Annotated in this window: 15 protein-coding genes and 1 tRNA gene; 6 read left to right on the top strand and 10 right to left on the bottom strand. The window is 70.3% G+C overall.

Translation table 11 applies throughout. The features are described from left to right. Window positions 1-756: 756 nt before the first annotated feature. The 4 genes from AB0H83_RS46925 to AB0H83_RS46940 all read right to left on the bottom strand — a co-directional run bounded on the left by AB0H83_RS46925 (window position 757) and on the right by AB0H83_RS46940 (window position 4,906). Window positions 757-1,329 (bottom strand): TetR family transcriptional regulator, encoded by a 573-nt coding sequence (locus tag AB0H83_RS46925; RefSeq protein WP_360108799.1) that lies wholly within the window; start codon window positions 1,327-1,329, stop codon window positions 757-759. A gap of 82 nt (window positions 1,330-1,411) precedes the next feature. Further along, complete coding sequence (locus tag AB0H83_RS46930) at window positions 1,412-3,592, bottom strand: hypothetical protein (RefSeq protein ID WP_360108802.1); 2,181 nt, start codon at window positions 3,590-3,592, stop codon at window positions 1,412-1,414. A gap of 50 nt (window positions 3,593-3,642) precedes the next feature. After that, entirely contained in the window at window positions 3,643-4,452 is an 810-nt protein-coding gene (locus AB0H83_RS46935; protein ID WP_360108885.1) for an oxygenase MpaB family protein, read from the bottom strand. Further along, a complete protein-coding gene (locus tag AB0H83_RS46940; protein ID WP_360108805.1) occupies window positions 4,442-4,906 on the bottom strand; it encodes a Fur family transcriptional regulator in 465 nt (154 codons plus the stop codon). Before AB0H83_RS46940 ends, AB0H83_RS46935 begins: the two co-directional genes overlap by 11 nt. Window positions 4,907-5,028: 122 nt before the next feature. On the opposite strand from AB0H83_RS46940, the gene AB0H83_RS46945 reads away from it, so the two are divergent. Continuing rightward, window positions 5,029-5,502, top strand: coding sequence for a DUF2231 domain-containing protein (locus AB0H83_RS46945; protein WP_360108808.1), 474 nt, complete (start codon window positions 5,029-5,031; stop codon window positions 5,500-5,502). A gap of 74 nt (window positions 5,503-5,576) precedes the next feature. On the opposite strand, the gene AB0H83_RS46950 is transcribed toward AB0H83_RS46945, so the two are convergent. Further along, window positions 5,577-6,374, bottom strand: a complete 798-nt coding sequence (locus tag AB0H83_RS46950) for an SDR family oxidoreductase (RefSeq protein WP_360108811.1) — start codon at window positions 6,372-6,374, stop codon at window positions 5,577-5,579. 1,033 nt (window positions 6,375-7,407) lie between these two features. Between AB0H83_RS46950 and AB0H83_RS46955 the strand changes: the two genes are divergently transcribed. Together AB0H83_RS46955 and AB0H83_RS46960 are read left to right on the top strand one after the other, a co-directional pair. Continuing rightward, on the top strand, window positions 7,408-8,145 hold the full coding sequence (locus AB0H83_RS46955; protein ID WP_360108814.1) for a hypothetical protein: 738 nt from the start codon (window positions 7,408-7,410) through the stop codon (window positions 8,143-8,145). Further along, the gene (locus tag AB0H83_RS46960; RefSeq protein ID WP_360108817.1) at window positions 8,132-8,302 is read left to right on the top strand and encodes a hypothetical protein; all 171 of its coding nucleotides are present in this window, start codon (window positions 8,132-8,134) and stop codon (window positions 8,300-8,302) included. Before AB0H83_RS46955 ends, AB0H83_RS46960 begins: the two co-directional genes overlap by 14 nt. A gap of 115 nt (window positions 8,303-8,417) precedes the next feature. Here the strand turns inward: AB0H83_RS46960 and AB0H83_RS46965 are convergent, their stop codons facing one another. Continuing rightward, entirely contained in the window at window positions 8,418-9,209 is a 792-nt protein-coding gene (locus tag AB0H83_RS46965) for a hypothetical protein (protein WP_360108820.1), read from the bottom strand. Window positions 9,210-9,741: 532 nt separating this feature from the next. Here AB0H83_RS46965 and AB0H83_RS46970 point away from each other — a divergent pair. After that, window positions 9,742-10,143 (top strand): hypothetical protein, encoded by a 402-nt coding sequence (locus AB0H83_RS46970; protein ID WP_360108823.1) that lies wholly within the window; start codon window positions 9,742-9,744, stop codon window positions 10,141-10,143. A 50-nt stretch (window positions 10,144-10,193) separates the two neighbouring features. On the opposite strand, the gene AB0H83_RS46975 is transcribed toward AB0H83_RS46970, so the two are convergent. Then, complete coding sequence (locus AB0H83_RS46975; protein ID WP_360108888.1) at window positions 10,194-11,294, bottom strand: IS630 family transposase; 1,101 nt, start codon at window positions 11,292-11,294, stop codon at window positions 10,194-10,196. A gap of 58 nt (window positions 11,295-11,352) precedes the next feature. Between AB0H83_RS46975 and AB0H83_RS46980 the strand changes: the two genes are divergently transcribed. Next, a complete protein-coding gene (locus tag AB0H83_RS46980; RefSeq protein WP_360108826.1) occupies window positions 11,353-11,928 on the top strand; it encodes an HD domain-containing protein in 576 nt (191 codons plus the stop codon). Window positions 11,929-12,158: 230 nt separating this feature from the next. On the opposite strand, the gene AB0H83_RS46985 is transcribed toward AB0H83_RS46980, so the two are convergent. Continuing rightward, entirely contained in the window at window positions 12,159-12,917 is a 759-nt protein-coding gene (locus AB0H83_RS46985; RefSeq protein ID WP_360108829.1) for a hypothetical protein, read from the bottom strand. A 311-nt stretch (window positions 12,918-13,228) separates the two neighbouring features. Between AB0H83_RS46985 and AB0H83_RS46990 the strand changes: the two genes are divergently transcribed. Then, window positions 13,229-13,774 (top strand): ankyrin repeat domain-containing protein, encoded by a 546-nt coding sequence (locus AB0H83_RS46990; protein ID WP_360108832.1) that lies wholly within the window; start codon window positions 13,229-13,231, stop codon window positions 13,772-13,774. Between the two features lie 134 nt (window positions 13,775-13,908). Here AB0H83_RS46990 and AB0H83_RS46995 read toward each other — a convergent pair. Then, window positions 13,909-13,982: transfer RNA gene (locus tag AB0H83_RS46995), tRNA-Ala, on the bottom strand. A 64-nt stretch (window positions 13,983-14,046) separates the two neighbouring features. After that, window positions 14,047-14,715, bottom strand: a complete 669-nt coding sequence (locus AB0H83_RS47000; RefSeq protein WP_360108835.1) for a hypothetical protein — start codon at window positions 14,713-14,715, stop codon at window positions 14,047-14,049. Window positions 14,716-14,784: the final 69 nt, after the last annotated feature.

Consider the following 14,784-nt stretch of genomic DNA (forward strand, 5'->3'; position numbering starts at 1 on the left):
GCCGCTCTCACATGGTCGGCCGCCGTCGAGGTCGTCATTCGGTGGTGCCACTCCGCGTTTAGCTCCAAAGCCAAGTCCGTCGATTGCGGGACCGGAGGTGCCGGCGCCCGGACCGCGATCTTCCGGCGCTGCTCGTGATCGAAGGACGGTCCTGGTCGTCGGGGAGCCTGTTGCAGAATCGCGGAAGTCACGTCCGCCGAGGGTCGTTGCGACCCTCAACGGATGCAGATCGTCCGCGAGCGGCCGGCACGGCCGTGTTTTTGTCAATACGTTCCGTGAGGTGCCCATTCTGCAACAGGCTCCGGGGTGGCCGTTGTGGTGCTTCGATCATGAGCGCGGTGCCCTTGGCGGTCTGGTGTGGTGGGCGCGGGGGCTCGGACCGCGATCTTCCGCTGCTGCTTGTGATCGAAGGACAGTCCTGGTCGTCGGGGTGGCCATTGCGGTGCTTCGATCATGGGGGCGGTGCCTGCGGCCGCCTGGTGTGGCGGGCGCGGGGGCTCGGACCGCGATCTTCCGCTGCTGTTTGTGATCGAGGGACGGCCTTGGTCGTCGGGGTGGCCGTTGTGGTGCTTCGATCATGGGGGCGGTGCCTGCGGCTGTTTGGTGCGGTGGGCGCGGACCGCGCCACCCGTGTGCGGCTGGAGGTCGCGCGGGGCCGCGTAAGGCCGGGGTGCTCGCCGGGCTCCATGCGCAGGGCGCGGCGGATCCGCACGCGGCCGGCGGGTGGCGCAAGGCGCAAGGCGGGCGGCAGAAGGCTCAGGGGAACGCGACGGCGAAGCACTCCGACAGCAGGGCGTTCAGGTCGGTGGCCGAGTCCTGCTCGACCCAGCGCATGAGCGCGGTGTCGAAGGCCGCGAACGCGACCCCCACCAGCACCGCCGGGCGTAGGTCGGCGGACGGGTCGGTGCCCATGCGCGCCGCCAGTTCGGCCGTGAGCATGGCGCGCCAGCTGAACTGGCGTTCCAGGTAGCGGGCCCGCAGGGCGGGGGTGCTCATGGTGGCCTTGGCCAGTCGCTGGGACTTCTCGGGATGCTCCCAGAAGGTGTCGGTGAAGGCGCGCAGGGTGTTGTGCAGGGCGACGGCCGGGGGTTCGGTGGTGGGGCGGGCCGACAGGATCTGGCTGAGCCGGCGGCCGTGGTCGCAGAGGGACTCGGTGATCACGTCTTCCTTGGATCGGAAGTAGCGGAAGAACGTGCGGCGGGAGACGCCGGCGGCGGCGGCCATCTGGTCGATGGTGGTCTCTTCGAAGCCCTGGACGCCGAGCAGCTTCAGTGCGGCCTCGGTCAGCTCGTTGCGGACGAGCTGGCGTTTGCGTTCGGCGAGGCTCACGCAGGCATTCTATGTGCGGTGATCAGCACGGCAGGAAAGCCGCGTTCGCGAGGCTGCCCCAGCCCGGAGCTGTCCGCGCAGGTCAGCGGCTCTGGACACGGTCCGAGCAGCTCGCCGGCGTGCAGTTCGCGGTGGCCCGCAGCCGGTAGACGGCGATGTCGCCGCGTTGCCACGCGAGGTCGGTGAGCTCGGGGAGCGCGGCGGTGGGCGTACCGTGGGCGCGGTCGACGAGGATCCAGCGGACCTGCTGCTGCCACAGCCACCCGAGGCGGGCCGGGGTCGGGTCGAGCACGGCCGCGTCGTTCAGCGCCAGGCGGTCAGGGTCCCAGTAGGTGAGGGCGGGGCCGAGGCGGCGCGCGCGGGACTGCGCCTCGGTCGACTCCGGTGAGTAGCCCCAGCTGCCGAGCAGGACCCGGCGCTCGCTGTAGGCCGAGATCCAGTACGCCAGGCTCTGCCTGCCCTGCAGCCCGCTGCCGACCCGGTGCACGTTGGTCGCCACGTACTGCGCCGGGGTGCTGTGCGCGCGCAGCCAGCGGGCGCCGGCGGCCTGGTCGGGGGTTACCCGGACGTGGTACGCGACGCCGAGGTTGGCGCTGGTCGCGGCGTCGTACGGCAGCCGGGCCGCGCCTGCGGCGAGCACCACGACCAGCGCCGCGAAGCGCCCGTGCCGCCGGCCGATCAGCAGCGCCGCGGCGAGCACCAGCGCGCCCAGGACGTAGACCGGCAGCGGGACGCTCCACCTGGCCGTGTACGGCACCCGCAGCAGCACGGACGCGCCGGCGAGCAGCGCGGCCACGGTCAGCGCCCGGCGCAGCGCGAGCGGCGACCACGGCAGCCGGACCAGGCCCGCGGCGGACAGGATCGCCGCGCACGGCCAGGCCGCGACGATGAAGAAGTGCTCGCTCCACGAGACGTGCCAGACGCACAGCGTGCCGGCGATCCCCGCGGCCGTCGTGCCGGCGAGGAAGATCTCCGGGTCGCCCCAGCGCCGCCCGAGCCCCGCGACGCCGGCGAGCCGGGCGCCCATGGCGATGGCGTACGCGCCGAGCCCCCACAGGATCAGCGGGACGTCGCGCACCGTGGTGCCGTGCCGCAGGCTGCCCACGAAGTCGAGCATGATCGCGAACGGGCCCCAGCGCAGGCCCTGGCCCTCGAAGCCGTAGAGGACGGCGACGGCGGTCACCGCGACGGCGGCGAGCAGCGCCCCGAGCAGCCATGGGGTCCACTGTGGACGTCGCCGCAGGAGGTGTACGGCGCACAGCACCGCCAGGCCCGCGCCGAACAGCGGGACGATGGTCGACTTGGCGCCGGTGGTGCCGGCCGCGAACAGCAGCACCAGCAGCCAGTCCCGCCACCGGTCAGCGCGCCGCCCGCCGGGCGGGCCGGGTCGCAGCACCGACACGATCGCGGCGATCAGCGGCATGCTCAGTGCCGCGCCGAACAGCAGGGAGCGGCTCGACCAGCTGTAGTACGCGGTGATCGAACCGAAGAACGACGGCGCCTGCCGCTGCGGGACGAGCTCGCCGACGGTGAACATCAGCGCCGCCGCGACCGGACCCGCCCACGGGTGCCGGGCGACCCGCCAGCCGGTGACCGCGAGCAGGCACACCGCGAGGACCGCGAGCACCGGCAGGTCGAGGCGGAACCACAGCACCGGCAGGTCGACGCCGCTGATCAGGCTGCTCGCGGCGAGATGGCCGTAGGCGAACCAGTGGTACCCCAGCGCCCGGTCGCCCTGCTCGGGCACGGCGAGGGGGAAGTGGTGCTTCAGGTCGGCGCTGACGGCGAGGAGGTTCAGCTGGTCGATCATGTACTCGTGCGGCCCGCCGTCCGGCACCGGCGGGTTCACGGCCAGGAAGGCGGCGGTCAGGTACGCCAGGAACCCCGCCGCCACCCCGGCGACCGCCCACGACCAGCCGGTCGACGGCCGCAGCGGGTACGCCGGGCCGCGCAGGTGCCGCCGGGCGAGCGGGGCGATGACCAGCAGCGGCCAGACCCAGAGCAGCCCGCGGACGTCGAGCAGGCTCGCGGCGACGAAGGCGACGGTCTCGGCGAGCAGCCCGACCACGGTGCCGTAGGTCAGGTCCTCCAGCAGTGAGCGCGGCGTGGGGCGGATCGCCCGGTAGAGCAGTGTCCCCGGTACCACGACTGCATAAAGGATGTAAGCGGCATAACGGACGACGTCGAGTGGCACGGTGCCGAGCGCCGCGGGCAGGGTGACGGTCGCCGCGGCGAGGGCGATCCATGGAAGTTTCGCGCTCATACCCCCGGCTCAACGCCGCAGCGATGCCCGCCGTGACGCCGCCGGGGCGGTCAGGAGGACAGGCGGCGCATCGCGTCACGGCGCAGCGGGGAGATCCACTCGATCGGGATGGCGCTCAGCATCCGGCCGAGGACCAGGGCGTTCGCCGAGGTGATCAGGTCCGTGCCGGGCAGGCCCGGCAGCCCGTAGAGCCGGCGCGCCCACGCGGGCAGCAGCCCGATCGCCAGGGCTGACACCCCGAGCGCGGCACCTCGCACGGGGGTCAGGCCCAGGCCGTACGGCAGCGGCGGGACCGTCAGGAACAGCCCGGTCGCGGCGGAGTCCACGGTCAGCTCGAGCTCCGGACGCATCCGCTCGTAGTACTCGGCGACCGCGGCCGCCGAGTCCGGCACGGTCGCGGGATCCAGGCCGACCAGCGCCGCGGCCCGGGTCTGCTCCGCGTAGTAGGCGTCGATCTCGGCCCCGCTCAGCCGCAGCCCGCCGCGCAGCGCGGCCGCCATGAACGACTCGACCTCGGTGACGTGCACCCACCGCAGCAGGTGCGGGTCGTCGATGCGGAACCGCTCGCCGGTACGCGGGTCGGTCGCCGTCATCCGCGCGTGCATCGCCCGGACCCGCCGGCCGGCGCGTTCGGCCTGCTCGGTCGTGCCGTAGATGACCGTCGCCACGTAGGTCGCGGTGTGCTGGAAGCGGCCCCACGGGTCCTTGCGGTACCGGCTGTTCTGCTCGACGCCCGCGACCGCGCGGGGGAGCAGGGCCTGCAGGTACAGGCTGCGCAGGCCGCCGACGGTGACGATCGGCTCCCGGTGCACCCGCCAGGTGACCGAGTCGGGCCCGAACAGGCCGGCGTCAGTCACCAGGAACGCCTTCCGGCGCCACGTCCTCGGCCCGCCGCTGCTGGCAGGCCGGGCACAGGCCCCAGAACGTGACCTCGGCCTCGTCGAGGACGAACCCGTGCGCCTGCGACGGCTCCAGGCACGGCGCCTCGCCCACGGTGCAGTCGACGTCGGTGATCTCCCCGCAGCCGCGGCAGACGATGTGGTGGTGGTTGTCGCCGACGCGTGACTCGTATCGCGCGGGGCTGCCGGCCGGCTCGATCCGCCTGGCCAGCCCGGCCCGCGACAGGGCGCCGAGCACGTCATAGACGGCCTGGGTCGATACGGTCTCCAGGCGGGCGCGGACCCGGGCGGCGATCTGGTCGACGTCGAGGTGGCCCTGCGCCTGCCCCCTGGACGCCTCGAGGACCTCCAGCACGGCCAGCCGGGGCCGCGTCACACGCAGACCCCGGGCGCGCAGCAGATCCTCACCCGACATGTCTTCAATAACACCACGCACCCTGGAACCGCTCAAATGTTTCCGGGCTCTTGATTGAACTGCAGGTCCTCGGGTTGTGTACACGTCCGGTGGGAGGATCGCACTGACGTAGAGGAGGCCCCGTGTTCGATCGTGTGCTCGGTCTACCGGCTCACCCGCTCTTCATCCACGCAGCCGTCGTGCTCGTGCCGTTGCTGGTGGTCGCCGGCATCCTGTACGCGGTCTGGCCCGGCGCCCGCCGGCACGTCCGCTGGACGATGATCGTGCTGGCCGTCGCCACCCCGGGGGCCGTGTTCGCCGCGAAGGAGTCGGGCGAGGAGTTCAGCACGAGCGACAACTTCCAGTCGCCGCAGCTGCAGTCCAGCATCGAGACGCACGAGGGCTTCGGCGACAGCCTGTTCTGGGTCGTCCTGGGGCTGGCCCTGGTGGTGCTGGCCATGGCGTACCTGGTGCGCCCGGCCCAGGCCGAGTCCGTCGGGCCGGCGGTCGCCCACTACGCGCTGATCGGGCTGGCGGTCGTGCTCGGCCTGGCCGCCTGCTACTACGTGTTCAAGACCGGCGACAGCGGCGCCAAGATGGTCTGGGACGGCTTCTAGGCAGCTCCTGCGGTTGGCCGGCCGCCGGCGCCCAGGATCGCGTGGGCCTCCTCCGCCGCGACCGGCCGGACCGCTCAGAGCCCGTAGCGGGCGAGCACGTCCCGCTTGCGCGGGACGAGAAACTTCCGGGTCATCCGGCCGGTGGTGAGCCACGCGATCGCATCGCCGTTGCCGGTGCTCGCCAGCATCCGTTCGACCAGGTACGGCGCGACGTCGTCCACGTGGTCGCACAGGATGTTGAGCAGCTTGCGCTGCTGCCGCACCTGCTCCGGCGCGGCGGCGGCCTCGCGCAGCCACCCCTCGGTGATGAGGATGCCGGGGCGGATCTGGCCGATCCGCACGCCGGTGCCGGTGATCTCCTTGGCCAGTGCCCGGGTGAAGGAGTCCAGGCCGCGTTTCGTGGCCGAGTAGACGCCCATGCCGGGGCGGATCCGGCCGTCGCTGCCCCCGCCGAGGACGTTGAAGACCTGGCCACCGCCGGCGGCGAGCATGCCACGGACGGCGACCTGCGATCCGTACACCGTGCCGAGCATGTTCGTGGTGACCATCGCCCGGACGTCGTCCGGCGTGGTCTCGACGATCGGCCGGGTCGTGTTGGCGACACCGGCATTGTTGATCCACAGGTCGACGCCGCCCAGCACGTCGACCGCGGCGCTCCACACCCTCTCGACCTGCGCCGCGTCGGTGACGTCCACGACGAACCCGTGGACGGCAGCCTCTCCGGCGGCCTGCGGACGCAGCCGCGCGACGGCATCGTCCACGGCCGTTCGCGTGCGTCCTGAGACGACGACGGAGTGGCCACGCACGAGCAGTTCACGGGCGAGCGCGAAGCCGATGCCCTTGGTGCTGCCGGTGATGACTGCCTTCCGCATGGCTGCTCCCGCAGATGGAGTTGGAGAACGGGTGTCATCCGCCGGTGAACCGGGCGAGCGCGTGCCCGTCCATTCGACGCATCGTATGCTCGGATACATCGTTTCGCTAGGGGGAACGACGGGTCCGTCTCGCGCCACCCGTGGACGGCGTCAGGACACGCGGGGAACGGTTCGGCGCCACTGCAGGCCGTCGGTGGAGACGTATACCGCGTCGTAGGTGCTGGCGAACTCCCCGGCGCTGGAGTCCTCAACTCTCGGCATGGCGCCTCCTTCCCTTATAGGTCGGCGCCACTGAGTTGTTCGGTTGCCTGCACCACCCACAACGATGTGGGTGAGATCCGGCCGGATCAGCGAACCCGGCGGGTGTCGCCCGACTCGCAGCGGCGGCAGCGCCCGGCCCGAGACAAACGGCGCCCGCCATTCGGCATTGTGGTTCTCACGTCACAAACCCCAGCTCAGCGCCTTGCCGCTCGACTGGGAAATTCCGGCGACCTCGCTCACGGCGGCAAGGTCGGTCCACCTGGACAGCTTATTCACCCATGCCTTTCGAGCCGCGTATTTGAGGGGGTGTGGGCGGAGCGAATTACATCGGCACGTTGCCGAAATGGGAACGGGCAGCGTCGCGTACCGCGTATCGAGCCTGCCGTCAACGCACTGACATGCGTGCTCACTGCCGAACTCGGCGTTGCCGGCCGCTGCAGCCGATACCTTTGTCTGGCGTTCCACGCTACCCGATGGCGGGCCTACTGCCGGCCTGTCTCACAGCCGGGAGCTCATCCTCTGGTGATGAGCCGCACCGCTGGTGACCAGCGTCCGCGTCGTGCTTACGCATCGTGCGGAACCGGTCGCCGGATTCGACCGAACCGCCATGTTCTCGAGTACCTAAGCCCATCCTAATGATTACCTGTTGATAGCTTAACGAAAACGCGAACGCGATTCACCTAGTTCGCGGCGAGTCGGACTGTCAGCTTGACCATGTCGATGCGGGTCGCCCATACTTGGCGCCAAATTGTTATCGGCGCTTCGGCTCCGCGTGGCGGGCGCGGCGCTGCAATCCTTCGGCGTGTGGCTCCGCAGTATGAGAAATCGGCAGGCGATGGCGGGCAAACATTGGAGGCCGACTACACCGTCGGCATCCAAACGGCTTCACAACGTGACTCAGTATGCGCGTCGGGCGTCCGAATGGTGGCGGGGCTTCGAAGCACGGCGCCAGGCGCCCCTCATCGACGAGATCCAGCCGCACATCTCCGCGGCCCGCCGGCTCGCTTACCTGCTGTACGGGGACTGGTTCGCCGCCGACGCGGCGCTGGGTCGCGCGGTGCGCCGGCTCGTGCCGCCGTGGCGGCGCTGGTGGCATCGCGGTGTCGATGTCGACACGGTGCTCGGTGACGACCTCGTCCGCCGGTACATGGTGGAGCGCGGCTCCCGTTTCGCCGAGCTCCGGCGGTGGCTGCCCTGGCGCCGGGCACAGGTCACGCGCGTGCATGATGACCCCGTCGTCGCTCAACCGCTGCTGCTCGCCACGCTCGAGGAACTCACCGCACGGCAGCGGGCGGTGCTCGTGTGCCGGCACTACCGCGGAATGGGCCCGGCCGTGACGGCCGGGCTGCTGGGCAGCACCGAAGTCGACGTGGTCGCCGACCTGATGACCGCAAGCGGCATCGTCACCACCGCGTTCCACCCCGACGCCGCCGGAACCGGCAAGACCGAACCAGTCATTCTGACCGGGGAAGTGGTCGAGGAGAGCGGAGCAGCCGGTGGCCGACGATGAGGAACTGCGACGGATGCTGCGTGAAGTGGCGTCCGCCCCGCCGCCGGCCGTCCGGTTCCCCCTAGGCACCCTGATCCGGGCCGCATGGCGGCGGGTGCTGCTCGTCGCGCTGCTCGTGGCGCTCGTTGTGGTGATCGCCGTGGTCGCCTGGTGGTGAAACCGTGCGGCGCTGCGGAGGCGGTCGGGTACGGGGTCGGGCGGCGTCGATCGCCGCCGGCTTCCATCCGGACCGGCACGTCCGACAGGCTCGCCACCCACCTCCGGTGCTCGGCTCAGCCGCCGGTCGGTGCCGGACGGGCGCGGCCGCCGAGCCAGCTGAAGCCGCCTAGAACAGCGAGGAACAGCCACAGCGGTACGAGCACGAACAGCAGCGACGGCCACACCGTCCAGAACGGCAGCGCCGGCGACTGGCGGGCGTTGAGCACCATGCCGGTCGCCCCGAAGACCATGCCGGGGAGCAGCCCGATCACCGCGAGCGTCACGACGAGGATCAGCAGCGGACGGGCCCGGCGGGTGAGCAGCGCGGCGGCAAGCGCTCCGGCCGCCGCACCGAGGAGCGCCCCGGCCAGGGTGGCGAGGCCGAGCCCGGCCGGTGCCGCGCGGTGGAACGTGAGCGAGGAGGCGAAGCCGTCGGTGCTGGACACGACGGCCACATCGCCGCGTTCGGCGGTCCACTCCTCGCACGGCCCCGCCACGGTGCGGTGGAGGTTCCGCCAGCCCCGCAGCAGTGCGTTGGTCAGCGCCCGCCGCGAATAGGCGCAATCGGTGTCCACCGCCGTTCCCTGATTCTGGCCCTGGCCGGTCGGGGCGTAGCTGACCTCGACGAACCCGGGGCCGAAGTCGTCGTCGCCGAGCGCGAACCCGTAGCCGTAGTCGCGCCGCTGAGTCTCACCGGTGGGGTCGACTCCGGGCAGCAGCTCCGCCGCCAGCTCGACGGCTTGAGTATCGGTGGGCAGCGGACTGGAGGCGCGCCCGCCGTACCAGGAGCCAGCGGTCGCACCAGCCGTCGCCATGATCAGCGTGCTGGCGATCAACACCCACGTCCGCAGCGCCCCGCCGGCCACCGGATCCCCTTCAGGTCGAGTGCCGCGAAGCCTATCCCCGGACCGCCCGGTCGATTTCATGCCCGCAGATCGGCACGAGCGCGCAACGAGCGAAGCCGGACGGCGAGGAAGGACGTATGCGAGCGAGGAGAAGAAGCTCCCCCACCGAGGAGCAAGGCGAAGCCTTGCGCGGAGAACCGACTCCACGCCAACGGGAGCGGGCACCTGCAACGTTCTTCAGGCGTGGTAGTTACGGCCGAGCGATGCCAAAGTGGGCACGATAGCAATGTCGTGCGGCAGGACCTTGGTGGGGACGATTACGAGAGCCAGAGACTCGCCAGTGATCGTTCGAGGAATTCTTCATCGCAATCCTGACAGAACTGTGAGCATGGACGTCGCTTCGTTTGAGTCTGATCTATCGCTACCGATCAAGTTGTCGCGAGAAGTTTTGATGGCCCTGGTCTTTGATTGACCATCACCAATCACCAAACTCGGGAACCGTTTTTCGGCGTCCGCTTGCGCGTGGAGGTACTCTTGCTGGGGGGACCGCGACATGACAGCATCGAACACCGCCAGCGGCACGATCAAGAGTGCCCCCGTGGCGGCCAGCCTCGCACCTGCGCTGAGTGACCTGCGCGAAGCGGCCCTGCAGTACGCCACTGCGAAGGCGTCGCGGAAGGTGAAGGACTGGGCCGACGATCTGAACGATTTTATGGCAAGTCGAGGGTCCACCACGCAGGCGGTCTTCGAGGGGCTGAAAGCCAAGCTGCGGGGAAAGAACCCTGTCTGGGCTGCGATCAAGGGTGCTTGGTCGGGGACAAGTCCCGAGCTGAAACTTGCTGTGGTGTTGATCTTGGTACTGACGCTGTTGCTGGGTCCTGTTGTACTGCTCGTGCTCGTGCTCGGGCTACTGGTTGCCGCGGTCGTCGCAGGCATTCGAGCCGCCACACGGTGATCAGGTCCCGGATCGAGCGCGACCAGCCTTAGCCACAATTCAGCATGGACCTAGTGGTCCGTCTGCGTTTTGATCTGGTGGAGGGTGTCGCGTCCGCGTTGGACTTTGGCGATGATGTCTTCCGCGGTGGCTTTCCAGATGAAGGATTTGGGGTCGTCGTTCCAGGCGGCGGCCCAGATGGTGATGGCCTCGGTGAGGTCGGCCACGCTGGTGAACCGTCCCCGGCGGAGCCGTTTGTCGGTCAGTTCCTTGAACCAGCGCTCGACCAGATTCAGCCAGGAACTGGATGTGGGGATGAAGTGCAGGTGCCAGCGTCTGCGGTCGCGGTGGGACAGCCACCTGGTCACCTCCGGCGCGCCGTGCGCGGACAGGTTGTCCAGCACGACGTGCACGGCCAGGCCCCGCGGCACCGTGGCGTCGAGCTGCTGAAAGAACCGCAACACGTCGCTTGCGGCGTGCGCCTGCCGGCAGTGGGTGAGAACCTCACCGGTGGCGATGTTCAGCGCGGCGAACAGGTCCACGGTGCCGTTGCGCTTGTAGTCGTGGGTCATCGTGCCGGCCCGGCCCGGCTTGAGCGGCAGGCCGGGCTGGGTACGGTCCAGGGCCTGGCACTGGGGCTTCTCGTCGAAGCTGAACACCACCGCCCGCGCCGGCGGGTTGAGGTAGACACCGACCACGTCGACCAGCTTCTCCTCGAACCGCGGGTCGTTGCTGACCTTGAACGTTTCGACCCTCCACGGTTTGAGGTTGTGATCGGCCCAGATCCGGGCCACCGCGTCCTTACCGATCCCAACCCGCCGCGCGAGGGACCGCGTCGTCCAATGCGTCGACCCGTCAGCAGGGACTTCGTGCAGGGTCAGCCGCACCACCTCCGCGACCGTGCCCGCCGGCAGCCACGGCTTACGGCCGCGCCCCTTGGCGATGACACCGACCCCCTGCGGACCTGTCTGCAGAAACCGGGCACGCCACCGGCGCACCGTGTCCGAGTCGACCCCACAACGACGGGCGATCTCCTCGTTCGCGATCCCGTCCGCCGCCCACAGCAACGCTGTGGCCTGGACCACCTTGCGATGCGCAAGCACCGCCGACCCGGCCATCCGACCCAACTCGGCCCGCTGCTCATCGCTGACCGGCAACGCCGCAGCCGTCATCACTGGCATACGCCGTACTACCGCGCTATCTCACCGACAAACCACTAGGGACGGGACGATGACCGACACCGACGCAGCCGGGGCGATACGCTTCATCTTCGAGGTCGGCATGCTCAAACGCGCCAAACGGACCGGTTGGTGGATCGCCGGGATCAGCGAACCGGAGTCCATCGCCGACCACTCATTCCGCACAGCGATCACCGGGACCGTGCTCGCGGCGATGGAAGGCGTCGACGCCGCTCGCGTCGCCCTTATGTGCGTCCTGCACGACACGCAGGAGACGAGGGTCGGCGACATCTCCCGCATCGGCAAGCGGTACGTCCAGACCGCCGACAACCCGAGCGTCACCGCCGACCAGGTCGCGGCCTGCCCGCCGCCGGTCGCCGACACGATCACCTCCGCGGTGGCGGAGTACGAGGCCGGCGTCACCCCTGAGGCGATCGTGGCGCGCGACGCCGACAAGCTGGAATGCCTGGTGCAGGCCATCGAGTACCAGCGCCAGGGCATCACCACGGTCCAGTCATGGATCGACAACTGCCGCGCCGCCCTCAAGACGGACTCCGCTCACCGCCTCGCAGACGCTGCGATCGCCGGCGACCCCGTGGCCTGGCTAACAGCCGATCCGAACGACTGAGGTCACTCAACAGCTGGCGCTGTTTCGTTCCAATCTGGCGTGCCTCCCATGCAATGCCGCGCTGCTCAGCGCCCCACCGACCGAACTTTACGGCCAGCATGGCCCTGGACGAGCGCCGGACGGCCAGAGCGCTCGATCTACGGATCCGGATGGCTGGGATGTTCCGACAACGCGCGTCTGAGGGCGTTGGAAAGGGTCGGCTTTATCTCCTGGCGGCGGGACGCCTCGGGTCACGGCTGCCAGGCGGCGGGGTCGTTGTAGTGGTTCGCGACGCCGTTGCGCAGGACCGCGTGCAGCTGGGGCAGGTGTTCGGTGTCGGCGGGCAGCTGCAGGCTGTCCAGCAGGGTCAGGGCCTCGGCCGGGTCAAGGCTGCCGGAGACGGCGTGATAACTGCCGAGCAGGGCGCGGAAGACCGCCGGACGAAGCTCGGCGGCGGTGGTGGCGGCCTGATAGACGTCGCGCTTGTCGTCCCAGTCGACCGAGCCGGAGTCTTCCAGCACGTGGCGGGCGCGCAGGTGCAGCGGACCGGCGGCCAGCTCGGGCAGGCGGCCATCCGCTGCGAGGTGGCGCACATCGTCGCCGAGCAGCGCGTCGAAGGCGGTCTTGGCGGTGGTGTGTCCCCAGAACCAGTAGGTCCTCAAGTGCAGCCGCAGGTGTTCGATTGGCTCCGGGACCGCCATCCGGTCGCGGAAGCCGGCCCAGAACGCGCTGGTGACTGCCGGGTCGGGGTTGTTGAGGACGTAGGCGTTCAGATGTACCAGCACCTCGAAGGCGCCGGTCAGGTCGAGCAGGCCGAGCGCCGTGTGCACGCGCTGCACGCCATCCAGGCCCTCGTCGGTGGTGATCTCGAACGCGGTGTGGAAGGCCACGTCCTCGTCCGACATCTCCTGCGAGGAGGTGCCGTCCGACCTCCACCGGTTGGGTCCGGTCGGCGTGAATCCGATGTCGGCCAGGTATCGCAAGGCCAGGTCGGCATCCGTCGCGCTCACCCGCGGGAGGGTGCCCGGCGCCAGCCCGGCTGTCCACGCATTTGGTGGACGCGAGTTAACCGAGGTGCAGACGGCGAGTCCAGCCGACCAATGAGAGCAGCACGCGCCTGACCTGAACCTGAAACGCCGCACATTGGCGGGACGGGAAGCCTCCGCCTCGCGGAGGGGAAGCTGGTCACGTTGTTGACGAACTCAGGCCGTCCGTCGCGCACCATCGGCGGCAGAGTCGTGCAGTGATCGTTGCGTGGGCCGCGGCGAGTCGATCTACTCCGGCGGAGTGTGCGGTCGGCCGCTCCTCCACAATGGGCGGCGTGAAGCTGCGCCGGCGCAAGAAGCTGCAGCAGTACCTGTTGGAGGCAGCGAGTTGGGCCGATGCCAAGCAGGTGGCTGCATTGCTGCGCGCTGGCGCCGATCCGAACATGCCCGGCCGCGGCGGGAGTACGCCGCTGTACCGGGCCAGCGTGCAGGATATGGCGGACAACGTCAGGGTGTTGCTGGCTGCCGGGGCGGAGCCGAACTGGGAAAGCGGTACGGGCGAGGAAGGGCTACCGCTGTGTGGTGCCGCTTGCTGGGGGCACACCGCCACGGTGCGGGAGCTGTTGGCCGGCGGCGCCGACCCGAACTTGCGGGAGGACGACGGACGCGGGCACACGGCGGTTGAGTGGGCCGAGATTGGCGGCCATCGCAGCACCCTGGAACTCTGCACGTCTCCGACCCAAGCCAGTAGGTCGTTAGATGCAAGGGGTCTGACACGGCCCGGGCACCGATCACCACCAAGCCGGACCGCTGATGGCCTACCGGTGGTGCAGGGCCCCTCCGCAGACGAGCGAAGCGAAGCCACCCAACGCGCTAAGTAGACCCCGAGATGGTCTTGAGGGGGTGTGGGTGGAGCGAAGCTCCCCCACTGGGGAGCACGGCGAAGCCGTGCGCGGGGAACCAACTCCACGCAAACGCGAAGCGGCGCAGCCCGCTGAGCAGACTGCGCCAAACGTGGAGTTGAGGGGACTCGAACCCCTGACCCCCTCGATGCGAACGAGGTGCGCTACCAGACTGCGCCACAACCCCAGTGGCCCGCCGGAGTGGGCCGGGGCCAAGAGTAGCAAACCCTTGGGAGGGGGCGCGAATCAGATCACTGCCCCGAGGCCCGCGTGTCGTACGGGCGGCCGCGGAGCGCGGCGAGGCGGGCCGCCTCGCGGCGGGCGCGGTCGCGTTCGGCGAGCTGGGCGGCGACGGCCTCGCGGCGCTGGGCGGCGCGGCGGAGCTGTTCGCGGCGGACCTGGGCCTGGCGGCGGGCGATCCAGGCGGCGTACTGGGCCTCGCGCCGGCGGCGGCGTTGTTCGGCGAGGGCTCGGGTGCGCAGGTGCGCGGTGTAGGCGACCAGCAGCGCGCCGGTGACGGCGAAGCCGACCCAGAAGCCGGTGCTGACCAGGGCGACGCCGCCCAGCTCGACCAGGTTGAGCAGGACCAGCGCGAGCAGGACGCGACGGCGGCGGTACACGGCGCGCGGGACGCGTGGAGGGCGGCGGCGGCGCGCGGTCGGCGGGACGACCCGCAGGGGTGGTGGGGCGACCGGGCGGTGCACCACGCTGCGGGGCGGGTTGACGGGGCGGCGGCCGGGGGTGGTCCGGCGGCGGCGGTCGCGATGCATCCCGGCACGGGCCAGCACCCGTGCGGTTGACAACGCCCGCTCCGCCACCAGCCGCTCTGTGGCGTCGTACCGGCGCACCAGTGCGGGCGCCAAGGCCAGGAGCCCAGCAGCGGCGAGGACGGCGAGGAGCACCGAGGTCGGCACCCTCACGCCTCCTGTTCACGCCTCGCGCACTGGTCCCCCCGGGCGCGCGAGTCATCCAAGTCTGTGGAAGTTACA

The sequence above is a fragment of the Dactylosporangium sp. NPDC050688 genome, assembly GCF_040654515.1.
Taxonomy (GTDB): Bacteria; Actinomycetota; Actinomycetes; order Mycobacteriales; family Micromonosporaceae; genus Dactylosporangium.

What these genes read in the sequence shown, in the direction of transcription:
- AB0H83_RS46980 (WP_360108826.1), top strand. Translation starts at nt 11,353, where the DNA reads ATGACCGACACCGACGCAGCCGGGGCGATACGCTTCATCTTCGAGGTC.
- AB0H83_RS46975 (WP_360108888.1), bottom strand. Translation starts at nt 11,294, where the DNA reads ATGACGGCTGCGGCGTTGCCGGTCAGCGATGAGCAGCGGGCCGAGTTG.
- AB0H83_RS46970 (WP_360108823.1), top strand. Translation starts at nt 9,742, where the DNA reads ATGACAGCATCGAACACCGCCAGCGGCACGATCAAGAGTGCCCCCGTG.
- AB0H83_RS46940 (WP_360108805.1), bottom strand. Translation starts at nt 4,906, where the DNA reads ATGTCGGGTGAGGATCTGCTGCGCGCCCGGGGTCTGCGTGTGACGCGG.
- AB0H83_RS46930 (WP_360108802.1), bottom strand. Translation starts at nt 3,592, where the DNA reads ATGAGCGCGAAACTTCCATGGATCGCCCTCGCCGCGGCGACCGTCACC.
- AB0H83_RS46950 (WP_360108811.1), bottom strand. Translation starts at nt 6,374, where the DNA reads ATGCGGAAGGCAGTCATCACCGGCAGCACCAAGGGCATCGGCTTCGCG.